This window comes from Marinobacter sp. M3C (genome assembly GCF_023311895.1).
Classification (GTDB): Bacteria; Pseudomonadota; Gammaproteobacteria; order Pseudomonadales; family Oleiphilaceae; genus Marinobacter.
In genome coordinates, this window is record NZ_CP092284.1 from 2,318,421 (window position 1) to 2,342,975 (window position 24,555).

The 24,555-nt window shown below is 55.4% G+C and carries 22 protein-coding genes; 10 read left to right on the forward strand and 12 right to left on the reverse strand.

The window, feature by feature from the left end; translation table 11 throughout:
- Positions 1-5 precede the first annotated feature (5 nt).
- From MIH18_RS10800 to MIH18_RS10815, 4 genes are all read right to left on the reverse strand, one after another.
- Positions 6-920: an AEC family transporter gene (locus MIH18_RS10800; RefSeq protein ID WP_249007294.1), complete on the reverse strand. Its 915-nt coding sequence runs from the start codon at positions 918-920 to the stop codon at positions 6-8.
- Positions 921-1,188: 268 nt separating this feature from the next.
- Positions 1,189-1,332: a hypothetical protein gene (locus MIH18_RS10805; protein ID WP_249007293.1), complete on the reverse strand. Its 144-nt coding sequence runs from the start codon at positions 1,330-1,332 to the stop codon at positions 1,189-1,191.
- Positions 1,333-1,587: 255 nt separating this feature from the next.
- The gene (locus tag MIH18_RS10810) at positions 1,588-1,779 is read right to left on the reverse strand and encodes a hypothetical protein (RefSeq protein WP_249007292.1); all 192 of its coding nucleotides are present in this window, start codon (positions 1,777-1,779) and stop codon (positions 1,588-1,590) included.
- A gap of 172 nt (positions 1,780-1,951) precedes the next feature.
- A complete protein-coding gene (locus tag MIH18_RS10815; RefSeq protein ID WP_249007291.1) occupies positions 1,952-2,734 on the reverse strand; it encodes a transporter substrate-binding domain-containing protein in 783 nt (260 codons plus the stop codon).
- 178 nt (positions 2,735-2,912) lie between these two features.
- On the opposite strand from MIH18_RS10815, the gene MIH18_RS10820 reads away from it, so the two are divergent.
- A complete protein-coding gene (locus tag MIH18_RS10820; protein WP_249014543.1) occupies positions 2,913-3,266 on the forward strand; it encodes an ATP-binding protein in 354 nt (117 codons plus the stop codon).
- Here the strand turns inward: MIH18_RS10820 and secD are convergent.
- Positions 3,263-5,797, reverse strand: coding sequence for a protein translocase subunit SecD (gene secD, locus MIH18_RS10825; RefSeq protein WP_249014544.1), 2,535 nt, complete (start codon positions 5,795-5,797; stop codon positions 3,263-3,265). The genes MIH18_RS10820 and secD overlap by 4 nt on opposite strands.
- A 99-nt stretch (positions 5,798-5,896) precedes the next feature.
- Positions 5,897-6,271, reverse strand: a complete 375-nt coding sequence (locus MIH18_RS10830) for a hypothetical protein (RefSeq protein WP_249014545.1) — start codon at positions 6,269-6,271, stop codon at positions 5,897-5,899.
- Between the two features lie 174 nt (positions 6,272-6,445).
- Here MIH18_RS10830 and MIH18_RS10835 point away from each other — a divergent pair, with 174 nt between their 5' ends.
- The 3 genes from MIH18_RS10835 to MIH18_RS10845 all read left to right on the forward strand — a co-directional run bounded on the left by MIH18_RS10835 (position 6,446) and on the right by MIH18_RS10845 (position 8,865).
- On the forward strand, positions 6,446-7,258 hold the full coding sequence (locus MIH18_RS10835) for a TlpA disulfide reductase family protein (protein ID WP_249014546.1): 813 nt from the start codon (positions 6,446-6,448) through the stop codon (positions 7,256-7,258).
- A 39-nt stretch (positions 7,259-7,297) separates the two neighbouring features.
- Positions 7,298-8,155, forward strand: a complete 858-nt coding sequence (gene dsbG, locus MIH18_RS10840; RefSeq protein WP_249007286.1) for a thiol:disulfide interchange protein DsbG — start codon at positions 7,298-7,300, stop codon at positions 8,153-8,155.
- Positions 8,156-8,301: 146 nt separating this feature from the next.
- Entirely contained in the window at positions 8,302-8,865 is a 564-nt protein-coding gene (locus MIH18_RS10845; RefSeq protein ID WP_249014547.1) for an NAD(P)H-dependent oxidoreductase, read from the forward strand.
- 92 nt (positions 8,866-8,957) lie between these two features.
- Here the strand turns inward: MIH18_RS10845 and MIH18_RS10850 are convergent, their stop codons facing one another.
- The 3 genes from MIH18_RS10850 to ttrB are packed head-to-tail and all read right to left on the reverse strand — an operon-like array spanning position 8,958 to position 13,989.
- Positions 8,958-12,059, reverse strand: coding sequence for a molybdopterin-dependent oxidoreductase (locus tag MIH18_RS10850; RefSeq protein WP_249014548.1), 3,102 nt, complete (start codon positions 12,057-12,059; stop codon positions 8,958-8,960).
- A 60-nt stretch (positions 12,060-12,119) separates the two neighbouring features.
- Positions 12,120-13,229, reverse strand: coding sequence for an NrfD/PsrC family molybdoenzyme membrane anchor subunit (nrfD, locus tag MIH18_RS10855; RefSeq protein WP_249007283.1), 1,110 nt, complete (start codon positions 13,227-13,229; stop codon positions 12,120-12,122).
- Complete coding sequence (gene ttrB / locus MIH18_RS10860) at positions 13,210-13,989, reverse strand: tetrathionate reductase subunit TtrB (protein ID WP_249007282.1); 780 nt, start codon at positions 13,987-13,989, stop codon at positions 13,210-13,212. The genes nrfD and ttrB overlap by 20 nt, the downstream gene beginning before the upstream one ends.
- Positions 13,990-14,151: 162 nt before the next feature.
- Here ttrB and nfsA point away from each other — a divergent pair, with 162 nt between their 5' ends.
- Positions 14,152-14,925 (forward strand): oxygen-insensitive NADPH nitroreductase, encoded by a 774-nt coding sequence (gene nfsA, locus MIH18_RS10865; protein ID WP_249007281.1) that lies wholly within the window; start codon positions 14,152-14,154, stop codon positions 14,923-14,925.
- A 68-nt stretch (positions 14,926-14,993) separates the two neighbouring features.
- Here nfsA and ovoA read toward each other — a convergent pair whose 3' ends face one another.
- Positions 14,994-17,174, reverse strand: coding sequence for a 5-histidylcysteine sulfoxide synthase (gene ovoA, locus MIH18_RS10870; RefSeq protein WP_249014549.1), 2,181 nt, complete (start codon positions 17,172-17,174; stop codon positions 14,994-14,996).
- A gap of 158 nt (positions 17,175-17,332) precedes the next feature.
- Positions 17,333-17,881, reverse strand: coding sequence for a glutathione peroxidase (locus MIH18_RS10875; RefSeq protein ID WP_249014550.1), 549 nt, complete (start codon positions 17,879-17,881; stop codon positions 17,333-17,335).
- Positions 17,882-18,000: 119 nt separating this feature from the next.
- Between MIH18_RS10875 and MIH18_RS10880 the strand changes: the two genes are divergently transcribed.
- From MIH18_RS10880 to MIH18_RS10900, 5 genes are all read left to right on the forward strand, one after another.
- Positions 18,001-18,540 (forward strand): alpha/beta hydrolase, encoded by a 540-nt coding sequence (locus MIH18_RS10880; protein WP_249007278.1) that lies wholly within the window; start codon positions 18,001-18,003, stop codon positions 18,538-18,540.
- Between the two features lie 138 nt (positions 18,541-18,678).
- Complete coding sequence (dctP, locus tag MIH18_RS10885; RefSeq protein WP_249007277.1) at positions 18,679-19,704, forward strand: TRAP transporter substrate-binding protein DctP; 1,026 nt, start codon at positions 18,679-18,681, stop codon at positions 19,702-19,704.
- 125 nt (positions 19,705-19,829) lie between these two features.
- Entirely contained in the window at positions 19,830-20,420 is a 591-nt protein-coding gene (locus MIH18_RS10890; RefSeq protein WP_249007276.1) for a TRAP transporter small permease, read from the forward strand.
- A gap of 50 nt (positions 20,421-20,470) precedes the next feature.
- Positions 20,471-21,757: a TRAP transporter large permease gene (locus MIH18_RS10895; RefSeq protein WP_249007275.1), complete on the forward strand. Its 1,287-nt coding sequence runs from the start codon at positions 20,471-20,473 to the stop codon at positions 21,755-21,757.
- A 15-nt stretch (positions 21,758-21,772) separates the two neighbouring features.
- The gene (locus MIH18_RS10900) at positions 21,773-22,216 is read left to right on the forward strand and encodes a universal stress protein (protein ID WP_249007274.1); all 444 of its coding nucleotides are present in this window, start codon (positions 21,773-21,775) and stop codon (positions 22,214-22,216) included.
- Between the two features lie 11 nt (positions 22,217-22,227).
- On the opposite strand, the gene MIH18_RS10905 is transcribed toward MIH18_RS10900, so the two are convergent.
- Positions 22,228-24,552 (reverse strand): GGDEF domain-containing protein, encoded by a 2,325-nt coding sequence (locus MIH18_RS10905; protein WP_249014551.1) that lies wholly within the window; start codon positions 24,550-24,552, stop codon positions 22,228-22,230.
- Positions 24,553-24,555: the final 3 nt, after the last annotated feature.

The window sequence follows — 24,555 nt, forward strand, 5'->3', positions numbered from 1 at the left end:
TTATCCTACCAGAGGAAGCTTAGAACCAGCGGAATAGACACCACAGCCAACAGGGTTTGCCCGCTAATGATACCTGCCATCAGCGGTGCATCACCGCCTAGCTGGCGCGCAAGAATGTAAGCTGAGGTGGCTGTGGGCAAGGCCGCCAGCAGAATCATGACCTGCACCAGCAAGAGCTCAAAGCCTAGAACATAGCCGATGCCCGCAGCAATCACAGGCATCACCAGTAACTTAAGAATTGACGACATCACAAATGGCATCGAAGCGCCGCGTAACACGCTCAGTTGCAGGCCAGCACCCACCGTCATCAAACCCATAGGCAAAGCCAGGCTGCTCAATGGCCCCAGAGTGCCTGCCAACAGCGGGTGAAAGCCCAGCTCGAAGTAACTCCAGGTAATGCCCAGCAGCGACCCGACAATCAATGGGTTGGTAATGATCATCCGCAGCACGGGCAGAAGCTGTATCCGCTGGCCAGCAGTCGTCAGCGAAAACATAACGATGCACAGCAGATTCAGCATGGGCACCATAATAGCCACCACGATGGCGGTCAGTGCCAGGCCCTCATCGCCCAGCAGCATGCCGCCTGCCGCCAGTGCGACGTAAGAATTGAAGCGAATAGCGCCCTGAAACACCGACGAGAACACCGGGCCACTCCAGCGCCAGAAGCGCTGGATAACGGCCAGTATCAGAGTCATCGATGCCAGTGTTGCGCCTACCAGCACGGCAACATCTGCGTAAACCGACGGCGCCATGTGCGCCTGCCCCAACTTGTACACCAGCATGGCGGGAAACAAAACGTAATAGGTAAAGCGTTCTGCCTGGGGCCAGAATTCCGGCCCGGGGAAATTCCAGCGGCGAAAAAGGTGCCCCAGGGTGATCAGCAGAACAACCGGCACCAATGCATTGAAAAAAACGTTCATTGCCCAGCCCTGAAAAATGAAAAAACCAATGCAAAGCTTGCTATAGATTTACAGACAGAACAACCGGTACCTTTCAACACTATTGAATCAGACTGTTATCAAGATATGCGCTATAACAGAGGATAGCCGTTATTAACAGGCTTTCGTTTTTCGGGGGAAAGTCATCAAAAAACTCGGCAGGGCTGATTATTCGTCGCTGAAGACGGCACAGTCACGACCGCGTTCCTTGGCCAAATAAAGCGCCGTATCTGCACGTTTTAGCCAGCTATCAGCTGGTTGTACCCGGCACCCAGGCCGCAACACCAAATGACGCCGTCACTTCTGCTGCATCTGGCGTTTTCAGTTGGTTTTTAATGGCTTCTTGAAGGTTGCTGATAAACGCACGCTGCTGCTGTGAATCAACGCCGTACACCAACAGCGCAAACTCTTCTCCTCCTTAACGGTAAAGACGATCACCTTTGCGGATATTGTTGGTGACAATCGATGGTATTCAGAATTTCTAGCAATCGAAGCTGCTTCACACCCTGGTTTGCGAACACAAAGGCGCTCATTGATAACATAATGATTGTTGCGACAAAGGAATCTAACGGGATTACATCAAAAATATCGGACAGGGCCACCAGAGCTATTCCGGCGACAAAATTAATCAGACAAGCCTCGACCGGTTTCACCAAAAAAACATGGCCGCAAAGACCGGGTAAACCCACAAAAAACTGCCAACCCCGTTCACGATGGCTATCACCACGACGCCAATAGAGATAAATATCGCGGCTACAAAGCTCGCAATTCGGGTTTTTTCGGTGCGGAAAGCATAAGCCACCAGCCCGGCAATACCCAGTACCAAGGTCATATCAACCATCGCCGCGACGACGTTTCCTTGAACAAAGCGTATAACGGCGAATGGCAAAACGCCCAGTACAGCTAAAGTGCCGAGTAGTAACAATGACGATAGACGAGATTTTTTACAGCTGTTTAAGCATAGCGCCCTCGACATTAATTGCGTCACCATGTACAGAAACACGACGCTAAATCTACTGGTAACGCTGTAATATCCGCTCCAGCTCACCCGCGGCGCGGGCTTCGTCCAGCGCTTGCTGCAGGTCTGCCACAATGGCGGGGTCGGTTTCATTGCTGAACGCCAGGTACATGGGCGTTTCACGGAACGTAAGAACCGGCTTCAGGCCGCTAACACCAAATTCTTTCTTGGCCACCAGTGGGCCAACCAAGCCGTCTGTTACCCAAAGGTCAGCCTGGCCCAGCACCAAGCGGCGGGTATTAACCTCACCCGAGGCCGCCATAATCACGTTAAAGCCCTGATCGGTTAAATAATCCGACATAACATCGCCTTTGTAGCCGGCGATTTGAAGGTCTTTGGCGTCGTTCAGCGAATTCAAGGTAATGTCAGAATCTGGAGCAGCGAACAAGGTCCACTGAATGGACGCCAGCGGGCCCACCCACTGGAACTGATTGGCGCGCTCTTCGGTTTTTGCGGTACAAAACAAAGCGTGATTTTTTCGGCCCTGAACCCAGTTGTACGCGTAATTCCAGGCCCGCATTTTCATCATGTAATCATAATCAACCCGAGCCAGTGCGGCTTTAACCATGTCAGTGCAAATACCAGTGATGTCTTCTTCATTGTGGGCAACCGCTTTGCCAGAAAAGGTGTCGTTATAGGGCGGGTATTTTTCAGTAAAAATGTACAGTTTCTCCGCACCTACAGCGGTCGCCGCCGCGCTGAATAACAGCAGCGACAATAAACCGTAGCTAATACCTTTCACAGCACGAGCGGTCAGAGAATTCATGGCGGTCGGCATTCAACATGTCCTTATCACTGGTTTGGGCGCACGGACTGCGCCTTAAGTACCTTGGAATTGGACACCGTAACTACTGGTGATTGCAACCCAATCCGCCCAAACTTCTGACGCCCATCAAAGAAATGCCGAGCTAAAACTTATAGTTCTAGCTTAAGCACCGGTTAAGGCAGAGGTTGCAATGAATCTAATAAGGCTGGCATTGCCAGATTTACTGCAGCGGGCGCTGGCCAATCTTTTAGACAACGCCCTGCTGCACTGCCCCGCTAACGGCACCATTGCCGTCAGCGCCAGCAGCAGCGCAACCTCGATTCGCCTGAGCGTAACCAACAGCGGTGACGCCATTGCAGCCAAACACCTGCCACGGTTATTTGAACGCTTTTACCGTGGTGATCAGGCACGCTCGCACAGCAGTGAAACCGGCGGCTTGGGGCTGGCCATCGTGCAGTCCATAATGGCACTGCACGATGGCCAGGCGAGCGCCGAAAACAGCGCCCACGGGGTTTGCTTCAGCCTGGATTTCCCGCCTTACTAAGGAATTAACGCCAGCTCGGCATCACGCTCTTCGCGGCTTGGGCGCAGTTGCGGCAGGCCTTTTTGTTGGCGGCGCTGGCCCAACCAGTACAACAAAGGCGCCGCAATGAAGATCGATGAGCTAGTACCCACCACAATGCCAAACAACATCGGCAGCGCAAAACTGGCCACCGCGCTGCCGCCGGCAATGCCCATGGGCAACAGGGCCAGCAGGGTGGTAAGCGAGGTAAACACGGTGCGCGTCAGGGTAGACGATATGCTCTCGTTCAGCAGTTGCAGCATGGGCTTGTCGGGCGTGAGCCGCAGATTTTCCCGAACCCGGTCAAACACCACCACTTTGTCGTTCACCGAATAGCCGATCAGCGCCAGCAAAGCCGCAACCGCCGTTAAGTTAAATTCAAGACCGGTCAGCGCAAAAAAGCCGATGGTTTTTGTCAGGTCCAGCGCAATGGTCAAGGTTGCGGCGGCGGCAAAATGGGATTCAAAGCGAATCCAGAGGTAGCCCAGCATGCCAGCACCCGCCAGCAGAATCGCCAGAATCGTAGCATCGGAAAAACCGCCGCTGACTTTCGGCCCGACCATGTCTACTTTCGGGAATTCGGCCGTTGGCGAAAGAGTGCGCACCGCGGTTTTCAGGGAGTCCACCACGCCTTCTGCCTTGCTATCGGAATCACTCGCTGAAGGATTCAGCACCGGCAAGCGCACCAGATACTGGCCTGCATCCGCCGGGCCTGACTCCTGAATCGCCGCACTGCCCAAGCCTGCAGTAGCCAGAGCCTGGCGCAGCTGCTCTACGCTGGTGTTTTCGGCCCGCACTTCCACCAGGGTACCCCCGGTAAAGTCCACGCCGTATTGCAGTCCAGGACCAAAAAACAAAACGATGGAGCCAATCGACAGCAAGGCCGATAACCCCAAACCTATGAAACGGCCGCGCAGAAAATCAACACCGCGCTCCGCCAGCCGGTCCAGCGCTTTTATGCCCTGAATAGTTAAAGGCTGGCGGCCCATGGCCCGCACCCGCCATTCCATCAACAAGCGGGTGACCGCAATGGCCGTGAACATCGACGTCAACAAACCAATGCCAATGGTGACGGCAAAACCGCGCACCGGGCCGCTGCCGAACATAAACAGCAGGCTGATAGCAATCAGCGTGGTGACGTTGGAATCCAGAATTGTGCTGTAAGCGCGGCTAAAACCCTGGCGCACCGCCATAGGGGCAGAGAGGCCGTTACGGGTTTCCTCGCGAATGCGCTCGTTAATCAGAATGTTGGCATCTACCGCCATACCAATGGTGAGAATAATACCGGCGATGCCCGGCAGGGTCAGCGTGGCACCAAGCACGCTCAGCACACCGAACACCAGGCCTACGTTCACCGCCAGGCCCACACAGGCAATCGCACCCCAGCGGCCATACAGGCCCAGCATAAAGGCGAATACCAAAGCAGCACCCAGCAGCCCGGTGCTTAAGCCCATGGCAATGGCGTCACTGCCCAAGTCTGGCCCCACGGTGCGCTCTTCCAGCACTTTCAATGGCACTGGCAAGGCGCCACCGCGCAGTAACAGGGCCAGGTTGCTGGCTTCGGCGCTGGTAAAGCCACCACTGATTTCACCGCTGCCGCCGACAATGGCACTGCGAATCACCGGCGCGGTAATCACTTTGCCGTCTAGTACCACCGCAAGCGGCCGGCCGATGTTAGCGCGAGTCATCTCGCCAAACTGGCTTGCGCCACTGCTGTCCAGCTTGAAGTTCACCACCGGTTGCCCATTGTCAGAGTTAAAGCCTAGCTGAGCATCGCTAATGTGCTGGCCTTCCATCGCCACCCGTCGCTCCAAACTGTAGCGTTCGCCTTCTTCGCTGCCCGGCAAATCCATTACCGGTTCATTCTTGCTATTGGCGACCCAGTGAAAGGTCATTTTTGCGGTGGTGCCGAGCAGTTTACGAATACTGCTGGGGTCGGCCACGCCGGGCATCTGTACTAAAATGCCATCGTTGCCCTGGCGGGTGATGCTGGGTTCTACCAACCCGCTTTCGTCCAACCGCTGACGTACCACTTCCAGGCTGCGCTCAAGCGCATCATTGGTTAACGCGGCAATGCGGCTTTCAGTCAACGTCAATCTTAATTGGCCGTCTTCTACCCCAACGTCGAAGCGTCGAGTGCCGTCTCTATTGTCACGAGCCAACGCACGGGCCACGGTGGCGGCCGCTTGCAGTTGCTCGGGCTTCTTGGCCATAACCACCACCGCGCCACTCTCAGCCTTTGGCCTGACACCGGTCACCCCTGCGTCTACCAGCTTTGGCCGAAGCTCCTCAGCAATGGCGCGCATTTCAGCATCAAACAGCTCGGCGGTGTCGGCCGCCAGCAACAGGTGCGAGCCACCTTGCAAGTCAAGGCCTAAAGATATTGTGGTACTGGTGTACCAGGCGGGAAGTTTAGCGGCGATTTGCGTTGGCAACAGATTTGGCAGGGCGGCTATCAGCCCTAATAATATAACCAAGCCATAGACCAAAGCCCGGGCTTTCAAAGATTTCATGGCATATCCTCACAGGCGACGCCTGCCGGCAGCTTTAACAGCGGAGGGCAGGCGTAATAACGGGAATTTCAGACAGTGCGAAAAACGGTCGTTATGGCATTAAGCCAAAGGAGGAGCCCGCAGAAGGGGCCAGAAGCTGGGGTGATGGCGAACAACATGCGCGGCAACAGGATGGAAAACCACCACTTGGCTGCTGAACTGGGGCAATAGCAGAGAAAGCACTGACACCAGTGCAAAGGGCGTTGGCGAACTGTCACCGTTGGCGGGCGTTGGCGCCACGAACCGCAAACGACTGCCCTGATGGCTGGCCACCAGAGCCTGATCGCTGTGGTTGATATAACCGAAATCAGAGTTTGCAGCCGGGGCAGAAAAACCACTCAGCAATAACCCGAGAGCCAACACCGCCAGCAGCAATGACAACCCGTAACCGAAGCGGGCAGATGGCAGCAAAGTATGGCAAGGGCGTGGGTGCATGGGGGTGTCTCGCTGGTTCAATGACTAATATGAGGCCGGCGCGGTGAATCGTCAACTCAGTGTTTTCACTATTGTCATAAGGCTTCAATTAAAGACGGCTGGACCGAACGGGGGAACTCCCCGCACCGTTGCGAGTCACACTGCGCCAACTGCTGTCATTTTTGAGGAGTAAGGATGCTTTCCGTGAATCTGGGGCCACTTAGCTTGCCCATGGGCCATCTACTGCTGGTATTCGCCTTCGTGGTGGCGCTGATAACCGGTGCTATAGCCGGGCGCAAAGAAGGTGTCCCCATCGCTGGCACCCTGGCAGATATTTTTCTGGTCGCCCTGCTGACAGCGCGCATTGGCTTTGTTGCGCTTTACTTCGAATATTACCGCGATGACCTGCTGGGCATTATTGATATTCGCGATGGCGGTTTCAGTGTTCTGGCAGGCGTTGCCGGGGCCTTGGTTTTTATCGCCTGGCGCATGCGCCGGCACGCGCGAATACGTCGCCCACTGGCCATTGCCATGACAGCGGGCCTGATCAGCTGGGGCGCAATTGCTGGGCTAATCGCCGTGATGGAGCAACAAACCGCCAGCTTACCCCAAGCCAGCCTCGCCACTCTTGATGGCAAGCCCGTACAATTATCAGAACTGGCTCCGGGCACGCCCATGGTGGTGAATCTGTGGGCCACCTGGTGCCCGCCCTGCATTCGCGAAATGCCCGTGTTGGAGCAGGCGCAGAAAGACAATCCCGGTGTGGCCTTTGTTTTTGTAAATCAGGGTGAGCAGCCGGAAACGATTCGCCGTTTTATGCAAGAGCAGGACTTAACCCTGAATAATCTGATAACCGATTTCGGTGGCAGTCTGGGCCGCAATACAGGCAGCCACGGCCTACCCACTACCCTGTTCTATAACGCCGAAGGCCGCCAGGTAAATGCCCACATGGGCGAGTTGTCTAATGCCACGCTGGCCCGCAGGCTCGAGCCGTTTAAGGCTCCTTGAGCCGTAACCAATCTATCTGACACTTAAGGAGAAACCGCCATGGCTTCACCCGTTAGCTCTACATCTGTTCGCTCTACAAGCACCACCGATGCGGCTCGCGCACGTGCACTGCGGACATCGGGCCGCTGGCAACCATTGTTAGTGTCGGCTTTGGCCGCAGCTACTCTGGGCGCCAGTGGCATCGCCTTCGCCCAGGACAGCTACCCACCTGCGGTGCAGCTGTTAATTGACCGCGGCGTGTCCATTGCTGACAGTTTCGAAGCACCCGGCGGCCTGACCGGCTATGCCGGCGATATGCAGGGCCGGCCAGTCGCGTTTTACCTGACGCCTGACGGCGACCATATTATTGTGGGCCCGATGCTGAACGCCAACGGCGACAACCTTACAGAGCCAAAAATCCAGGAACTGGTACAAGGGCCGCTGAATCAAAAAGCCTGGGCACAAATGGGCGATAGCGCCTGGGTACTTGACGGCAGCGCCGATGCGCCGGTCATCGTGTATACCTTTACCGACCCCAATTGCCCTTACTGCCACCGCTTCCGCCAGGCTGCAGAACCCTGGATTGACGCCGGCCAAGTGCAGCTACGCCACGTGATGGTGGGCATACTGCGCGAGGACAGCCTGTCTAAAGCCGCCACCATTCTGGGTGCAGACGACCCCCAGGCAGCCCTGCGCGACAACCAGCAAAGTTACAACAACGGCGGCATAGAGGTGAATCGCGAACGGGTCAGCGCTAATAGCAAACGCATCACTGCCAATAACCGTTTGATGGGTGAATTAGGGCTTAGCGCTACCCCCAGCACCTATTACAAAGATGAAAATGGCCAAATCCAAATGCAACAAGGCTTACCGCTCCCCGAAGACATGCGGGCGGTGATGGGAAGTGCCCAGCCCTGATGGTTTCGCAGTGGTGTTTTCATCGTCAGTGAGCCGTGCTTTGATACGGTTCGTTGTTTGCCCCGATCCGCAAGCAGTTCAGGTTTAATGGATAAGCCCAGTAGACATATTTGTCACTTCACGCTGTATACCCACAGGAATTTTTTATGGCACTGACACTGAACATTGTGACCTGTAGCACGCGCCCCGGCCGCATAGGGCCGTCGATTGCCCAGTGGTTTTTGGAGTACGCCCGTGAACATTCTGCGTTCGACTGCCGGCTGGTGGACTTGGTCGATTTCGAACTTCCGGTTTACAACGAGGCCAATCACCCCAAAAGCGGGATTTACGAACACGAACATACCCGCCGCTGGGCCGCCAGCGTAAGCAGCGCTGACGCCTTTGTATTCGTTTTGCCGGAATACAATTTTTGCCCACCGCCGTCGTTCGTGAATGCGCTGAACTACGTGTACACCGAGTGGAATTGCAAGCCCTGCGGCTTTGTCAGCTATGGCGGTGCCGGCGGCGGCGTACGCGCAGCCCTGCTGGCGCGGCAACTGGTCACCACCCTGAAAATGATGCCCATGGTGGAAGGGGTGATGGTGCCCATGGCCTGGAACCAGATTGATGATAACAAGGTGTTTCACTCCAACGAACTGATTGACCCGTCTGCCACTGACCTGCTGGTGGAGCTTGAAAAATGGGCCAAAGGCCTGAAAGCCATGCGGTAACACCGCATTCACCCGCTTTAAAAATGCAAAAGGCAGAGCTTCGGCTCTGCCTTTTTTGATATTTTTGATAGCACCGGGTTAGGTCTACCGAGTCAGATCAGGTCGTTCACCACGCTGATACGCACCGGCAAACCCTGGCGCACCGAGGCGCCACTGACGTTTTCCAGCCAAGTGGCGGTTCCGCTTTTACGGGTGGGGTCGGCAAAGCCCAGATCGTTCAGGTTCACGCCAGCGCCCAGGTATTCGTTGCCCGGGCGCTTCTCGCCATCAATCACATGGGTACCCGCGCCCAGTTCGCGGTGACCGTAGCCATGCTCGATACCCAACGCTCCCTCATGTACGTGATCGCCCACCAGAGCCAGGGCAACCACCCTGCCACCGGGGCTTTCGATGGCGATGGCGTCACCGTGTTTCACACCGTATTTTTCGGCATCTTTGTAGTGCAGCAGTACCGGGTTATAAGGTTTGATCATGCGCAGCCGTTCCAGACCAATAGCATAGGAGTTCATCAGGTTGGACTTGAACGAGAACGCCAACAGTGGCCAATCTTCCTGAGTAAAGTGATCCCGCAGCGCCGAGCCATCCCAGAACCTGGGCGGATGAAACATAGGCGTACCCACAAGGCGTTTACCGCTGTAGCTGTCGATGGTGGTGCCCACCTCTTCGTTGTACACGCACAGCGGGCGAGTCCAGGTGTAGCCGAGTTTCTGGCTGTCATAAGCCTTTTTCATTTTCTCGAAGCGACCACCGCGGGAGTACAGGTGCGCCACCGGGCCCACTTCGTCCGCCGCCAGAGTGCCTTGCAAGCGCTCCATTAACGGCTCAATACCGGATGCGTGGATGTCCTCTGCGGAGGCATCTGCCAGTGGTTTACCTGCCAGCGCAATGTTCGCCGCCGCCCTTAAATAGTAGTCTTCAGCGCGGTTCAACGGATGGTTCTTGCCGTCGGCACCGGCGATGGCGTTGTCGCCAAAGCCCGGCAAATCAAGCCGTTTGGCCAACTCGATAAAAAAGCTGTCCATACTGACCGGCTCACCGGCGGCGGTTTTTGCCTGGCGTGGCTCAACCACCGGCCAGCAGGCGGTGGTCATTTTGGTCACGGTGCCACTCCAGGCGCCGGTGAAGCCCCAGACTTCGTACATTACCGAATCCGGCACAATGTAATCCGCGTAACGGTTGGTTTCGTTGATAAAACCGTCTACCGCCACGTACAGGCCAATGTTTTTCGGATCTTTCAGCTTGCTTTCAATCATCTCGGTCAGGCCCGCCTGGCCGTAGAGCGGGTTTGCCATTACTCCGATCATGGCTTTGATGTGATACGGGTAGCCGTCAATACCGGATAACAGGTGCTCGGTCAGAATCGGCGGTGCCAGCTTGCGCCAGGGGGCTTTGGCCGGATACGGCGATTCACCGTTGGCCACATGGCGTTTGTATTCTGAGGTTTTCTCGTAGGGAAAACGCGAACGCGACAAAAACACACCCTTGGGGCCAACCTGGCCAGGAAAGCTTTCCAGGTCGTAGCGCGGACCATTACCCATACCGTTGTACTTGCCACCGCCGTGGGCCATACCACCCTTCTGATTGTAGCTGCCGGCCAGCAAGTTGAGCATATTCACGCCCCAAGAGGCGTAAAAGCCCGAGCCGGACATCATGCCGCCGTGGGCGTCTGCTACGGCCTGGCGGCCAAAACGGGAAAAGCGCTTAGCCAGGGCCTTTATGGTACCGGCCTCTATGCCACAGTAGTCGGCGTACTCTTCAATGCTGTAAGCCTGGGCCTGTTGGCGCAGTTTGAACAGCGAGCTGCGCACGGTAGTGGTGCCACCCGCGGTATCTACCTGGCGTTTCACAAACAGCTGGCTGCGGCTGGCAGCTTCGGCGCTTTCAAGATCGCCGGCGTTATTGACTACCACCGGATGATCGTTTTCAGATCCTGCTTCAGCCTGACCAAGGTCAGACAAACGCAGAAAGTAGCCAGCCCTTGGGTGGCTGTCGTCATCAATCACCAGGTGGGTGGCGTTGCTGTGGCCCGCTTCACCGGCGGCGCTGGCCGCGGTGTGGCCCGGCAGTGCCAGGTAATCCGCCGCGTAGCCGTTATTTTCCAGCATCCAGCGAATCAGGCCCATGGCCAGCGCGGTGTCGGTGCCCGGCAGAATGGAAATCCAACGGTTGCGATCGCTGGCGGCGTGGGATGCGGCCGCGTTCAGGGCCGGGTCTACCACCACGTATTCCAAAGAGCCAGTGCTGCGGGCTTGCCCCAGCAAGCGGCCCTGACGCTTGAACGGGTTACCGGCCTGGCTGGGTGCGGTACCAATAAACAGGGCAAATTTTGTATTGGCGAAGTCTGGTTTCACGTGGGCGTTTTTAGCCAGATCGTTCATCAGCGCGCCAGAACCCATGCGGAACGCCAGGCCACAATAAGCGCCATGATGGCCGTAGTTGCGGGTACCAAAGGCGTTAAAGGCAAAGCGCTTGAGCAGTGCGGAACGGCCGTAGTCGGTGGCCTCCATCATCAGCAGCTGGTTGGCTTTGGGACCGTATTCGGGGTTATTGGCGTCCAGCGGGGTTTCAACGTCGCGAATGGCGCGCAGGCCGTCTACCGCGCCTTCCGCAAATAGGTCACCGCCTTCCACAATCTCGTCCAGCAGCTGCTCGAATGAAACGGTCTGCCACTGGCCACTGCCGCGAGGACCCACCCGCTTCAGGCACTGCAATACCCGCTTGTTGCTGGTGAGCTGAGCCATGGCGGCGTTGCCGCGGGCGCAGGCGGTGGAGCGGTTGAGCTGGCCCCGATCCTGAAAACTACTCAGGCCCTTGAGGGCGTCCAGCACCGGGATATCTTCGTCCAGATGCTCGTCCGCAGACAATGGGTGGTAAGGGTTACCCGACACCCGCAGAACTTTTTCTTCATTGTTATCAATACGCACCCGCACGCCGCACTGGGTGGTGCAGCCGTAGCACACGGTAAAGGCAATGCGCTGGTCCGGGTTGAGTGTAATCTCGCCGGTTTGCGGGTCTACGCTGTATTCTGGCGACAAGCTATTGCCGTGCAGGCGGTCGGCGGTTTTCTTACCGGCGGTACCGTTCATCAGGCCCTTGCCCATTTTTTCCAGCGGACCGTAATAGCCGGCCCCAAACGCTGCTATACCGCCAGCGGCGGCAGCACCTTTGATCAGATTACGACGATTCTTGTCCATTTCTAAACTCCTTAAGACGCCGGCTGCGGACGTTATTGCGGCGGCAGCCTGGGCCGAAAATCAGCGTGCGCGCACCTGCATGCCTTTTTTCCAGGGCACCAGGATGTCGATAATCAACAGGGCCGCCAGCCACAGGCCAAAGGTGCCGATAATGCCCATAAATCCGTAAGAGCCGGCTTCGATGGCGTATTGGTAGTAACCAGCCGTGTTCTTGGCCACGGTCTGCACTTCCATCAGCACCATCCAGCGGAAGGTCCAGCCCACGTGCAGCGCCAGTAAACCTACCAGCCAGCCAAAACCCAGCCAGCTTTGTTTTTTCAGCAACACCGCCGCTGACAGTACCAGCGCGATACCGGCCAGCAGGCCCCACACCGCAACGGCGGTCCACTGGGGCGAGTTTTTAACAGAGGCAAAAGCTTCCTGAACCGACGGGCTGTAGCCGGTAATGCCCTCGGTCAGCCACAGGGCCGCAACCACTGCCGCCAATATCATGCCGACAAAGATCACCGTCAGACCCTGGCGGTTCACGTCTTCGTCGTTGCCGGTCATCAACCGGTTCAGCAGCAATACCAGACCCGCCGCGGCAACCAGCCCGGTGATCACAAACATCACGGGTAGCCACTCGGTATGCCACAACGGACGGGATTGCAGAACGGCCACTTCGGCGCCGGTGTAGAGCATTATTCCGAACGAAAACACCAGCGCGCCCAGACCCGACAAAATCAACATCCAGCGGGGTGAGTGCCACTGGCCCAAGGCGATCCAGCCGGACAATCTAGCCATCCAGCCCTCTTCCTGAGCCTGCTCCTGCATGGCGGGGCGCCAGGCCAACCAGGCGTAAGCCACCACCAGGACCAGGTACAGCGGCAGTAGCAAACTGCCAATAGACATCCAGGACCAAGGCGTTATGTTGGCGTAGAAGTGCCAGAATCGCAGCGGCTGGTGCAAGTCTGCCAACAGGGCTACCGGACCCACCAGGGTGCAGCTAACGCTGACCAGCAAAGCAATTTTAGCTAACAGTAAAAACCGCTGTTTACCTAGCAGCAGGCCAGGCACGGTGAGCATCAACGCCGAGTAGGAAATGGCGATCATAAAAAAATACTGCACCGCCCAGGGATACCAGGCCATGGCGTAGCGCGGTGTTAAAACCTCAATGACCATGGAATTCATAGCCCATCTCCTCACCTTTTGGGCCGCGGACATCCCAGAGTGCCGGCTTGGCGTCGGGGCGTGATATGAAACGGTCATCCATACCCAGATAGAACACATGGGGAGAGGTGCCCTGCTCGGGTTTCAATACCATCAGTTCTTTTGAGTGCTCAGCAATCATCTGGCTGATCTGGCTGTTTGGGTCACGAATGTCGCCAATAATGCGGGCACCGCCCACGCAGGATTCCACACAAGCCGGCAACAAACCTACGTCCAAGCGGTGGGCGCAAAAGGTGCACTTGTCGGCGGTTTGGGTGTGTTCGTTGATAAACCGGGCGTCGTACGGGCAGGCTTGCACGCAGTAGGCGCAACCCACGCAAACGTCGTTATCCACTACCACAATGCCGTCTTCACGCTGGAAGGTGGCTTGCACCGGGCACACCGGCACACAGGGGGGTGAGTCACAGTGGTTGCATAGCCGCGGCAACATGAATGTGGCTATGTCGCCGCTGTCTTCGTGCTCTACTTCGTACTGGGACACAATGGTACGAAAACTACCCAATGGCGCCTCGTTTTCAATGTGGCACGACACAGTGCAGGCCTGGCAGCCAATACAGGCGCGCAAGTCAATCAGCATGGCATAGCGTTTTGAGGGGTCGCCTTCACGCCTTGGTGGTTGGTGGTTGATGCCCGCAGAGGCAATGCTGCTCAGCGGCACCAGAGCAGCGCCCGCAGTAAGCTTGGCAATTTGCCCCAACAGGGCTCGGCGCATGGTGTCCATGGGCTCTCCAGCGGTTCGTCAAGTCTGTCAGAGGTGTTTGGTGAGCAGGCTAACATTCACTGCCGGGATTGATTTGACCGTCATCAAGTTTTGGGAGAGTTGATGCGACAGATAGGCACATCTGGCATAGTACTGTTGTATTTTTTCAGCCTAAGAGGCCCCATGACTGCTATTCAAAACAAAGCGTTCAATGCATCTGCCAACCCGGTGCTTGACCTGCTTAGCCGCCACCGTTCCATTCGCAAGTTTACTGACCAGAAAATTCCGGCCGAGCTGCTGTCTAATCTGTTGCACGCCGGCCAATGCGCCGCTACCTCCAGCCACGTGCAGGCTTACACGCTGATTCACGTCGTCGATACCGTCAAGCGGGAGCGCTTGGTAGAGCTGACCGGTGGCCAGGGCTACGTCGCTTCCGCCTCGAACTTTTTCGTGTTCTGCGCCGATATGAAGCGCCCGACCGAAGCTGCCGCAAGAGCTGGCGCCGAAATAATTACCGGCACCACCGAGCAGTTGCTGGTGGCCAGCATAGACTCAGCAATGATGGCGCAGAACCTTGTGGTGGCAGCAGAATCTGAAGGGCTGGGCATTTGCTACATCGGTGGTATCCGTAATGACCCGGCCGCTGTTAGCGACCTGCTGGACCTGCCCGATCAGGTGTATCCGGTATTCGGCCTGTGTCTGGGCTATCCGGACCAGGATCCCCAAGTGAAGCCACGCCTGCCACTTAGCGTCATCGTGAAAACGGACAGTTACAACAGCGAACAGGACAACGCGCTGATTGATGGCTTTGACGCCACTATGGAAACCTACTACAGCGAGCGCCTCGGCGGTAATAAGTCCAGCAACTGGTCGAAGCAGCTTAAACCCCTGTTCACCAGCAAGCTGCGCCTGCATCTGAAGGAGTTTCTGGAAAAGCGCGGTTTAGGCCGGCAATAGGCGGCACGTCGGAATGGTAAATCGGGGACAGATTTGAAATCTGTCCCTGGCTCCTGATGTGATGCGTATCAGGGCGTGACCTTTTCCCACACTGTCAGTTCTGACAGGCTGTGCTGATATTTATTACGGGTTTCGCGAATCACGAATGGCAGGCTGCGCGGCGCGCTCATCAAACGGAAATGCGGTGCTAGCAAGTCTTTCAAACCGTCCAGAGTGCTGTAATTTTCACCGTCTTTCTTGTAACCACCAACCCATTTGTCTCGCGGAGTGTATTCCTCCAGCCAGGTATAGGGCGATGCAATCACCAGTACACCGTTGTCGTTCAGACGCTCGTGAATGCGGGTCAGAAACTTCGCCGGATCGTACAGGCGGTCAATCAGGTTGCCAGCCACAATCAGGTCGTAGTTGTTAAACAACGGCTTCAAGTTACAAGCGTCGCCCTGATGGAAGGCTACACGCTCGGCAGACTCGGTCAGGCCCAATTCCTCTAGGGTGCGCTCGTGGTAACTCACCAGGTCACCCTCTTCCGGGCGGGCATAGCGAATCACTTTCTGCTCTGCCATCTCCACTCCTTTCTGGATGAAATTGGCTGAAAAGTCGATGCCGTCCACATGCTCAAAGCGGGTAGCCAACTCAAAACTGGTGCGGCCGCAAGCGCAGCCGATATCCAGGGCGCGGCCATAGCTTACGCCACTTTGGTCAGCCGCTGAGCGCTCGTCTAAGGCCGCAATACCGGCCATCGCCAGTTCTTTGGGGAAGTTGGCTTCGCCGTGCCAGTTTTCGCCGAAATTGAATTCCGAGTACTGGGCAAGAATGACATCGTTTTCGTAATATGCGCTGGGGTTCTTCAATTCAGCCTCCGAAGCCACATAGCGGAATCCCGCATGCTGGAAGAAATGGCGGCGGAACGCATAGCGGGCACTGAGCCGCGCCTCGTTACCGCAAGAAATCCACGACCCGCCTTTAATCAGGTTGTGGCGATTATCAAATGTGGGTGTGGTGAAATCATCGTACAACGGATGCACCTCAAACCCTGCAAATGGATACATCGGCGTTTCAGTCCACTGCCATACGTTACCGACAACATCAAACCATTGGCCGTGGCGGAAGCGCGTAACCGGGCATGAAGACGCGCCGTGATCCAAATGCAAGTTGGCCGCAGCGGGCTCGGCGCCCACCTCCGCTACCTGAGCCACTTCGGCCAGGCGGTGCCATTCGTCTTCAGTGGGCAGCCGCACAGGCCGGCCGCTATCCACGGTTTTCCATTCGCAGAAGGCTTTAGCTTCGTGGTAGTTCACCTCCGCTGGCCAATCCCACCGCATTTCCACTTCTTCGGTCATTAACCGCAGAAACCATTGATTGCGCCACACCCAGAAAGTGGGGTGGCTGGCCTTAGCAAATGCGCGCCAGCCCAAGCCTTCTTCGCTCCAGTAAGCCTCTTCGCTGTAGCCGCCGGCTTCAACGAATTCCAGAAACTCCTGATTGCTCACCAAATATTTTGACGCATCAAACGCGTCTACGCTGGCTTCATGGCGGCCATATTCGTTGTCCCAACCGTAATACTCACCGTCAACTGGCAGGCCCAAAGCCACATCGCCCGCCGCCACCGGCAGCAGCTTGTTCTGAGGAGCTTCCCCGCTTTGAGTGTTGGGCGCCCACTCTGGCTGCGGCTGCAGATACTCCAGCTTTTGCTGGCGAATCAGCACCGATGAGGTTTCCAGGTGAATGCGCTCGTGATCGATGCCCATCAAAATCGGCCAGAACGGGCTCTTCCAGCCCACCGGCAACTGCAAGGGCAAGGTGCGGATAAGATCCACCACCATCGCCCGAACTTTTTGGCGATAGGCCATAACTGCCGACACTTTAGGCCAGGCGTAATGGTCTTCGTTCAAGTCGTCCCAGCTCATTTCATCCACGCCCACCGCAAAGGTCGACTCCATCGCAGGATCAATACGCTCGGGCAAAATTTTTGCCAGCACCAACTTATTAACAAAGAAGGTTGCTGTATGGCCTAAGTAAAACATCAGCGGATGACGCAGAGGTATCGACTTTTTAAAGTAAGCGTCGTCAACGGCCAATGTTGTAAACAGGGATTCGTAGGTGTCAAAAGTGTCGCAAAAACAACGCTCGATTTCCTCGCGCTTTTGCTGCACGTCACCTTCGGCCAGATTAACCGTGCGGCTAAACGGCTCAGCCGGCTTGGTGGCAGGGTCCGGCGCGGCAACCAATTCAGCGGTTTTTTCAGTCACAATTCTCTCCTGATTCCTTTCTAATTCTGATTATTTCAGCGGGTTAGCCTTAATCTCTCAAATACCCTCAGGAAAACGACCCGCGAGCAAATACTGACTGGGTGAAATGTACGCTAATGCCCAGGAAACAGCTTCATTCGACGCGGACATTTTCTGCGTTAGAGTACAGATTCCACCGCCTGCGTTATCTGTTTGTCGCTAGGGCGCACGCTACTTGAGAAAGACTCCACTACCTGGCCCTGATCGTTCAACAGGTATTTTGTGAAATTCCACTGCGGCGGCTGGCTCTGTTGATTGATGTGAGCGAACACAGGCGTTGCGTTTGCACCGGTAACCGGCCCGGGGGCTATCATAGTGAAGGTAACGCCGAAATTTTTGAAACAGATAGTGGCCGCTTCCTCTTCGGTGTCTGCCTCCTGGCGGAAGTCGTTGCTGGCAAAACCAACCACCACCAAGCCCTCTTTACCGTAACGCTGATGCAGCTGCTCAAGGGCGGTGAACTGGTTGGTAAAACCGCAAAAGCTGGCAGTATTCACCACCAACATCGGCTTGCCGGCAGCCAGTTCGCATAAATTGACGGTATCTTTGGAATGAAGTTTCGGCAGATCGTGGTCCAAAAATGCCGGACAACCCACGGCTTCTTCTGCCACAACCGGGGCAGCTCCCCACAGCAAAAGCAGTGCAACGCTGACTGGCCATCTGAACATAATGCGTCTCCTGTTATTCTTTATAATAGTAGATGAAGTTACGCGATCACGGCCGCAACGGTTTTCTGCGTCGCCGTTTTTTGCCGCCGGGAAATAAATAAATCCTCAGGAGCCAAACCATGACACTACCCATTTTTCACGTATTTCTGTCCCACGGACTGGAAAGTGGCCCCCGCAGTACTAAGATTCAAGCTATGAAAGCGGTCGCGGAAGAATACCCGGGCGTGGTGGCCGAAGCGGTGGACCATCGCAGCAGTAAAGACCCGACAACCCGCCTGAAGCAGATGCAGGCAGCTATGGAGCGAGTTGGGGCTGCCCCCCAGCGTACCGTTTTGGCAGGGTCCAGCATGGGCGGCTGGGTGTGTGCGCAAACAAGCGCCATGAATCCGGTACTGGGCTGCTTTTTATTAGCCCCCGCACTGGCACTCGTGGGCTATCCACAACCCAGGCCGCAGATTTGTGCCACGTTCAGCCAGATTATTCATGGTTGGGAAGATGACGTTGTTCCGGTAATGCCTGTGCTGGAATTGGCACAACAGCAAGGCATCAGCGCCCTTGTACTGAACGATGGCCACCGGCTCGAAAACAGCGTACAGCGAATAACCCAAGAGTTTGAACGTTTTTTGCAAACATGTCTGGAAGACCGTAATACGCCTTAATTCCAGCATGTTATTGACCAGGAAAAAGATAGTAAGCGAAGCTCAAGTTTTTATCTGTAAACTTGCGCTTCACCCGTTGTTTTGCCAGTCTAAAGACAGAAGAATAACCAATTCAGAAAAAGAAGCGGAGATTACGCGATGAGCAGCATGAGTAAATTCAAGAAACTGGCAGGCATTTCTGCACTGACGTTCGCGGCACTGACCGCAGCCAACTCGGTGAACGCTGCCAACTGGCGTTATGCTCACGAAGAATACGAAGGCGATGTTCAGGACGTTTTCGCTTACAAATTTAAAGAGTACATCGAAGACAACTCCGACAATACGGTGCAGGTTTATCGCTTCGGTGAACTGGGCGAGTCTGATGACATTATGGAGCAGACCCAGGCCGGCATTCTGAATTTTGTAAACCAGTCGCCCGGTTTTACCGGGGCCCTGATTCCAGAAGCGCAAATTTTCTTTATCCCGTATCTGTTGCCTACAGACATGGGAACGGTGGTTACCTTTTTCCGTGAAAGTAAGGCTATCAACGAAGACTTCCCTAAGCTTTACGCAGAAAACGGCTTGAAGTTGCTGCAGATGTATCCGGAAGGTGAAATGGTCGTCACGCTCGACGAACCCTTTACGACCCCGGCAGAGCTGCAAAATAAGAAGATTCGCGTGATGACTAACCCGTTGCTGTCGGAAACCTACTCCGCTTTTGGCGCCACGCCTACGCCCTTGCCTTGGGGTGAAGTTTACGGCGCGCTGCAGACCAATATGCTTCAGGGCCAGGAAAACCCGATTTTCTGGATTCAGTCCGGCGGTCTTTACGAAGTGTCACCTAACCTGGTTTTTACCGGTCACGGCTGGTTCACCACCGCAATGATGGCCAACCAGAACTTCTACAACGGCCTCTCAGACGCAGACAAAGAGTTAGTGAACAAAGCGTCTGATTTCGCCTTTGAAGAAATTCTTGTTCATATCGACGGCCTGGCTGATGAAGCCCTGGCAAAAATCCAGGCTAGCAGTGACGAAGTCACCGTTACACGCCTGACCGAAGAGCAGATCGACGTGTTCCGCAAGCGCGCCCCGCAGGTTGAGGCGAAGTTTGTTGAGATGGCCGGCGAGAGTGGTCAGCAACTGTTGAACCAGTTCAAGCAGGATTTGAAAAACATCAAAAAATAACAGCTCGTTATTCTTTTTGTATTCATGGCCCCGCGATCATTTGCCTGCGGGGCTTAAAGACTAACCCCGCCCAGCCGGGGCTTTTCCCCTACCGGCCGGGATTTTGCCATTCCGGAGCATAGCCCATGACCGAAAACTCCCCGGATTTAGACGACACCGGCCATTATGACTCGGGACTGCCCGGTTTTCTGGGCACCATCGATGAGTGGATTGCCAAAACCGAGGCGATAATACTTGCAGCCGGCATTATTTTGATGGCAATGAACACCTGCGTGAACGTGATTGCTCGCTTCATATTCGGTGAAGGTATGTTTTTCTCGGGCGAGATCAACCGCATACTCATTATTCTGGTTACCTTCGCCGGCATCGGCTACGCCGCCCGCCACGGGCGCCACATTCGCATGTCTGCAATTTACGACGCCTTTCCCGCTAAGGGCCGAAAAGTACTAATGATTATTATCGCTCTATTTACCGCAGCGATGATGTTCTTTCTGTGCTACCACTCCTACGGTTACATCGTTACTTTGTACGATCGCGGTCGGATTCTACCCGCGTTGGGCATAGACATCTGGATGATCTATGTTTGGGCACCCATCGGTTTTGCTGTTACCGGCATTCAGTATTTGTTGACCGCCGTCAAAAACTTAACCAGTAAAGGCGTGTACTTATCCACCGGTGTGGTGGACGGCTATGCAGAGACCGAAACCGAAGTTTAAAGCAGCCTGAATCAGGCCAGACTCTGAGCAGACCATAAAAGGCAAGAATCATGGCAACAATACTGATGGTCATTATGATCGGGCTCCTGCTAATGGGCTTTCCGATGATGATCCCGCTGACAACCGCTGCTGTTGTTGGCTTTGTAATGATGTTCGACGGCTTCGGCCAGATGGGCACTTTTATTCAGCAGATGATGGGCGGCATTCGCCCAGCATCGCTTATTGCGGTGCCGATGTTCATTCTGGCCGCAGATATTATGACTCGCGGCCAGTCCGCGGATCGCCTGATTAATATGGTGATGGCGTTTATTGGCCACATTAAAGGTGGACTGGCTATTAGTGCGGCCACTTCCTGCACCCTGTTCGGAGCGGTGTCGGGGTCTACTCAGGCCACCGTGGTAGCGGTGGGTTCACCGTTGCGGCCAAAAATGCTGAAAGCGGGTTATTCCGATTCATTTACCCTGGCGCTGATTATTAACGCCAGTGATATCGCGTTTTTGATTCCCCCCAGTATTGGCATGATCATTTACGGGGTTATCTCGCAAACCTCCATTGCTGAATTGTTCATCGCGGGTATTGGCCCGGGCCTGATGATTCTGGTCATGTTTTCACTCTACTGCTTATATTACGCCTACAAGAACAATGTACCCACAGAACCGAAAGCAACCTGGGGCGAGCGCGGGCGCGCAGTGCGCGAGGCTCTGTGGCCGTTGTTTTTCCCGGTCATTATTGTCGGTGGTATTTACGGCGGTATTTTCAGCCCCACCGAAGCCGCCGCGGTATGCGTGTTGTATGCCTTCTTGCTGGAATTTCTGATTTTCCGTTCGCTGAAACTCCCGGATATTTACCGCATTGCCAAATCCACAGGTCTGATCACCGCCGTGGTGTTTATTCTGGTGGCGGTGGGCAATGGCTTTTCATGGATTTTGTCGTTTGCACAGATCCCTCAGGCCATTCTGGAATCGGTGGGAATCAATGAGGCCGGCCCGGTTGGTGTGCTGGTTACCATCTGTGTCGCGTTCTTTATTGCCTGCATGTTTGTGGACCCGATTGTGGTGATTCTGGTGCTGACGCCGATATTTGCGCCGGCCATTCAGGCCACAGGGCTAGACCCTGTGTTAGTGGGTGTACTCATCACCTTGCAGGTGGCCATTGGCTCTGCCACCCCGCCATTTGGCTGCGACATATTTACCGCCATCGCCATTTTCAAACGGCCCTATATGGATGTGATTCGTGGCACACCGCCGTTCATTGCGATGTTAATCGTTGCGGCTGGATTGATTATCGCGTTCCCGCAGATTGCACTGTTCTTGCGCGACCTGGCCTTTCCGGCCTAATCAGGAGACAACGGAATGTTCAAACGCATATTAGTCGCCATCGATGGCTCAAAAAACTCAATGACCGCTTTGGATAAAGCCATCGGTTTGCAAAAGCTGATTCCTGACGTCGAAATCTTTTTGCTGTGCGTGTACAAGCACCACAGCCTGTTTGAGGCATCTTTGTCCATCAACCGCCCTGACAGCATGGACATCCCCGACAAGGTGCTTTCAGAGTACGCCAAGGAGGTTGTGAATCACGCCAAAGAACATGCCAAGGAGCAGAACGCCACTCATGTGCGCGGTTTTGTCAAAAGCGGACGGCCGTCCAAAGTCATCGTACAGTTCGCCCAAGATAAAGAAGCTGACTTGATTGTGGTGGGCACCCGCGGCACCCATAGCGACAAAGACGGCATATTATTAGGCAGCGTATCGCACCGGGTAACCAGCCACGCCAAGTGCCCGGTGCTGGTGGTCTGACTGGCCCTGCCTCAACCGCTGGAAGACACCTCCACGCGGTTGCGGCCATTTCGTTTCGCTCGATAAAGCGCCTTATCGGCCAGCCCCATCAGCTTTTCTGGCTGGAGGGTGTCGTCCGGCCAACTGGCCACCCCTACTGAAATCGTCAAAGGCCGCAAAACTACACCTTCATATTCGAGCTTGATGTCCTGCACACGCTTGCACAGCGCCTCCGCTTTTACCTGCGCCTGGGCACTGCTGGCACCGGCCATAAGCACCACAAATTCTTCGCCGCCGTAACGGCACACCGTATCGCTTTCACGTAACGCTGGCGCCAATTCACTGGCGATACGTTGCAGCACCAGATCGCCAGCTTCATGGCCGTAATCGTCGTTGAAGCGTTTGAAGTGATCCACATCCGCAATCAGTAGCGTCAGCGACCGCTGGCTGCGCCGACACACGGCTATCTCGTGCTTCATCAACCGATCGAAAAAGCGGCGATTGTGCAGCCCTGTGAGCGCGTCTTCATAGGAAAGTCGTTGTAAATCCTGATGCAGCAACACGCCAGACAGCGTAAGCCCGATTTTCTGGATAATCTGATCCATTGAGAAACACAGGCGAGCGATGCCATATTCAGTTGTGTTGGCAGAAAAGTATTCCGGTATTTCCAGCTGCAAAAAGCCAATAGTGTGACTCCCGCTCTCAGCCTTTTGCACGTTAATCCACAAACACAGGTTGTGCAGAGCTCCGGGTAAATCGGTATCGTCTGGCGGCAAGTCGCGGATGTCCGCAAACAGACGAGTGGGCGGCGGCAGGTTTATTAAGCCATCAAACGCCTCTGGCAGCGGACTGGCGTTGGTGAAAGGGCCGGAAGAGTTAGAGTTGTAACCCCAGCTCACAACCTGGCGCCAGCAGTCCTCAGGTGAGTAAGTACATAGCGCATCCGGCTGGTACAGGGCACCCCGCAGTGGACTGGTCAAGTCAGGAAGTTCGAGCACCAGCAATTTCATCGCCTGCGCTAACGAAGTGCAGCTCTGCAGACCGGCGACAACGTCATCCGACAGGCGGTTTTTCTCGTTTTCAAACGTCAACAGTTTTACTCGCCGGCGTTCACGGAGGGTCAGCGCCTCGGCTTTGGCCGTGCGTTCAGCCACCTCCTGCTCAAGACGCGCATTCATTTGCTGAAGCTGAATCTGTATATGACGGTAATGCGCCACCGAAATACTGATAACCGCCAGCAGAAATAACAGAACACCCCAGCTGACGGGCACTCTTACCCAAGGCAGAAAACCGTGAGCCACCGCCATATCGGCCATCAGCAGAAGACAATAAACACCAAATACCGCCAGCAACAGCCGCTGATCACCAGACATCTGGCGAATGCCGAACACCGCCATGGCCGACATGATGACCAGGGACACCAGAAACAGCACGTCAAACACGGGGTAGGTAGATGCCAGCGTGACCAGACCCAAAAGCGATGCCCCCAGCGCCAACACCAGGTACAGCAGGTGTAGCTGCCACAGACGTTTGAGCAGCGGCGCCGGCTTTGGGCCAAGCCACTGCGCCAACATCACACCCAAAGCGACTGGCACCATGTAATAAGAGCCGGCTTCCAGGTACTCCCACATTAGTGGCTGGCGCCATAGCAGTTGGCTCGCATCCGTACCGGAGAATAGAAGGAGCGCTGAGCTGGAGGCAAATAAAGCAATGCCATTAAAGCCCTGATCGTCTTTGCGTACAAAGGCAAAAATTGCGGCTAGTAGGGCCAGAAGCGCGCACATTCCTGCCACGATCAGTGATTTTAGCGAATTTTTTAGAATATAAGGTACCAGAGCCTGCTGCTCCATAATGGCCACTTCGCCCCAAAGACCAATATCGATGTAGTTGGAATAAATTCTGAAATACAGGGGCTTGTCGTGGTAATCCGGCGGCAGTGCAATGGCATGCCAAGGCCAGCCGGCAAACTCACCACGGCCTTCGGCATCGAACTCACCAAACTGGTAAATCTGCCGGTCGCCTTGCCAGACCTGAACAATCAGATCAACACTGAATATATAGAGCACCGGATCGTGCCAGTCGCCGGCCGGCAGTGTTACTCGGTACCACACGTTATTACGACCATTCCGGTCGGGCGGGTTTGAGGGGAAATCGATGGCGGACCACTGATCCAAGGCGGACGTTTCTGTCCATGTAGGGACACCGTTGGCGTCTATCGAGGAGTCGCCCCAGCGATATTCCCAGCCTTCGGTGACCGGTTGACTGGCAGCAGAGGCAACTGAAGAAGCTATCGCCAACCAAAACAGGACAGCAACAATGAGGCACGGGAGTGTCAGGCGGAGGGGTGCAAATAACATCGA

Bases quoted from the DNA above. Each gene is read 5' to 3' on its own strand.
- MIH18_RS10835 (WP_249014546.1), top strand. From the start codon at position 6,446: ATGCTTTCCGTGAATCTGGGGCCACTTAGCTTGCCCATGGGCCATCTA.
- MIH18_RS10880 (WP_249007278.1), top strand. From the start codon at position 18,001: ATGACACTACCCATTTTTCACGTATTTCTGTCCCACGGACTGGAAAGT.
- MIH18_RS10845 (WP_249014547.1), top strand. From the start codon at position 8,302: ATGGCACTGACACTGAACATTGTGACCTGTAGCACGCGCCCCGGCCGC.
- nrfD (WP_249007283.1), bottom strand. From the start codon at position 13,229: ATGAATTCCATGGTCATTGAGGTTTTAACACCGCGCTACGCCATGGCC.
- secD (WP_249014544.1), bottom strand. From the start codon at position 5,797: ATGAAATCTTTGAAAGCCCGGGCTTTGGTCTATGGCTTGGTTATATTA.
- MIH18_RS10830 (WP_249014545.1), bottom strand. From the start codon at position 6,271: ATGCACCCACGCCCTTGCCATACTTTGCTGCCATCTGCCCGCTTCGGT.
- MIH18_RS10905 (WP_249014551.1), bottom strand. From the start codon at position 24,552: ATGTTATTTGCACCCCTCCGCCTGACACTCCCGTGCCTCATTGTTGCT.
- ttrB (WP_249007282.1), bottom strand. From the start codon at position 13,989: ATGGACACCATGCGCCGAGCCCTGTTGGGGCAAATTGCCAAGCTTACT.
- MIH18_RS10900 (WP_249007274.1), top strand. From the start codon at position 21,773: ATGTTCAAACGCATATTAGTCGCCATCGATGGCTCAAAAAACTCAATG.
- MIH18_RS10890 (WP_249007276.1), top strand. From the start codon at position 19,830: ATGACCGAAAACTCCCCGGATTTAGACGACACCGGCCATTATGACTCG.
- MIH18_RS10820 (WP_249014543.1), top strand. From the start codon at position 2,913: ATGAATCTAATAAGGCTGGCATTGCCAGATTTACTGCAGCGGGCGCTG.
- MIH18_RS10810 (WP_249007292.1), bottom strand. From the start codon at position 1,779: ATGGTTGATATGACCTTGGTACTGGGTATTGCCGGGCTGGTGGCTTAT.
- MIH18_RS10875 (WP_249014550.1), bottom strand. From the start codon at position 17,881: ATGTTCAGATGGCCAGTCAGCGTTGCACTGCTTTTGCTGTGGGGAGCT.
- dsbG (WP_249007286.1), top strand. From the start codon at position 7,298: ATGGCTTCACCCGTTAGCTCTACATCTGTTCGCTCTACAAGCACCACC.
- MIH18_RS10800 (WP_249007294.1), bottom strand. From the start codon at position 920: ATGAACGTTTTTTTCAATGCATTGGTGCCGGTTGTTCTGCTGATCACC.
- nfsA (WP_249007281.1), top strand. From the start codon at position 14,152: ATGACTGCTATTCAAAACAAAGCGTTCAATGCATCTGCCAACCCGGTG.
- MIH18_RS10850 (WP_249014548.1), bottom strand. From the start codon at position 12,059: ATGGACAAGAATCGTCGTAATCTGATCAAAGGTGCTGCCGCCGCTGGC.
- MIH18_RS10895 (WP_249007275.1), top strand. From the start codon at position 20,471: ATGGCAACAATACTGATGGTCATTATGATCGGGCTCCTGCTAATGGGC.
- dctP (WP_249007277.1), top strand. From the start codon at position 18,679: ATGAGCAGCATGAGTAAATTCAAGAAACTGGCAGGCATTTCTGCACTG.
- MIH18_RS10815 (WP_249007291.1), bottom strand. From the start codon at position 2,734: ATGCCGACCGCCATGAATTCTCTGACCGCTCGTGCTGTGAAAGGTATT.